Here is a 1,581-nt window from a genome sequence, read left to right as displayed (position 1 = left end):
AAAATAAAGGCGAAAAGAACCTACCTTTTCGCCCTCTGATTAAATTATTAAACCTTCAAAATTATTACCAGAAAGCTGGTGTTAATTATGAAAGCCCTTCATAGAAATATTTTAGAGCGTCTTGATCAAATTATCAATGATACTGGAAAACATATTCACGATTTTATTAATGATCCACATGCCTTCACTAGAAAGCGCACCTTGGATGCAGCTACGGTCATTAAAACTACTATTAATATGCAAGGTGAAGATTTAACTAGCGAGTTATTTAGAGCCTTTGGCAAAAATGCGATTGAAAAGAATGACAAAGTAGTTAGTACTTCTGCCTATGTTCAACGCAAAGGTCAACTTTCACCCGCTTGTTTTAAGCATATTCTGACTGTATTTAATCAGAATTTATTTAATATCCAGTTACTTGATCATAAATATCGTTTATTTGCCATTGATGGTTCCGACTTTAATCAAATTTGGAATCCTAAGTCAGAAAATATTGTACAAGCTTCCAATCACGAGAGAAAACCATATTGTCAAATTCATGTTAATGCATTCTATGATCTGTTAAATAATACTTATCAAGACTGCATCTTTCAGCCCAAATCCAAGATGGACGAACGTAAAGCAGCTGTCCAAATGCTTAAAAATTTAGATTGCGGACCATATATAGTCACTATGGATCGAGGCTATAGCAGTTTTAACATGATTGAAAATTGCAATCGTCTGCCTAATTGTTTTTACATAATACGTACTAAAGCGGGACATGGTGCGGTTAAAGAAATAGCCGCGTTGCCTGATCAGGAATGCGATAAGGATATTGCTTGCTGGGTAACTACATCAGGCTATTATTACACAACTCATAAAGCCGCAGAGAATGTTCATCATGTTCAACACTTTTATCGTCAGTATATCAAATATCGGTCTAAAAATACTAGAGATGACAGCTGGGACTTTGAAGAATTATGTACAATAAAATTTCGTGCCTGTAAATTTAGAATTAATGATCCTAAGTCAGGCAAAGAAGAATGGGAAGTCGTTTTAACCAATCTAAATAGAACTGATTACCCCTTAAAAAGGATTAAAGAAATCTACCATTTACGCTGGGGAATTGAAACTTCATTCAAAAAATTAAAATACGCCTTGGGAAGCGTACAGTTTCATTCTAAACAGGACAGATTTATTGAAATGGAGATCTATGCTCATATGATTATGTTTAACGCAGTCAGTCAAATCGATGCGCAAGCATATATACCGCAAAAAAACTGTAAGTATCAGTATGCGATCAATTTTAAACAATCATGCTTTATTGTCCAAGCCATGTATATAATTTCTTCTTCGACTAAGATCTTCAAGAAAATTCTTATTCAAATTAGCCACTATACAATTCCTATCAGACCGGGAAGAAAAGATCAAAGAAATCTCAAGCCTAAGTCAGCCGTATATTATTTGTATCGTGTAGCCTAATTTCTAAACAAGATTAGGTCTTATTTGGCATGAAAAAAAGATCATCCAAATACGATAAATTGTAAATGAATGATCTAAAAGCTTAAACTATCAATTTGTCAATGTCTTAACTTAATGACATTG

1 protein-coding gene is annotated in these 1,581 nt (G+C 33.7%); it reads left to right on the top strand.

Features of this window, described 5'->3' with window-relative positions:
* Positions 1-87 precede the first annotated feature (87 nt).
* Positions 88-1,458, top strand: coding sequence for an IS4 family transposase (locus CP368_RS09890; RefSeq protein WP_089143496.1), 1,371 nt, complete (start codon positions 88-90; stop codon positions 1,456-1,458).
* The last annotated feature ends 123 nt before the right edge of the window (positions 1,459-1,581 follow it).

Source organism: Lactobacillus sp. UMNPBX17 (genome assembly GCF_002553735.1).
Taxonomy (GTDB): domain Bacteria; phylum Bacillota; class Bacilli; order Lactobacillales; family Lactobacillaceae; genus Lactobacillus; species Lactobacillus gallinarum.
Note: the sequence above shows the minus strand (reverse complement) of the source record. Positions and strands in the feature narration are given on the sequence as shown.

Bases quoted from the DNA above. Each gene is read 5' to 3' on its own strand.
- CP368_RS09890 (WP_089143496.1), top strand. From the start codon at position 88: ATGAAAGCCCTTCATAGAAATATTTTAGAGCGTCTTGATCAAATTATC.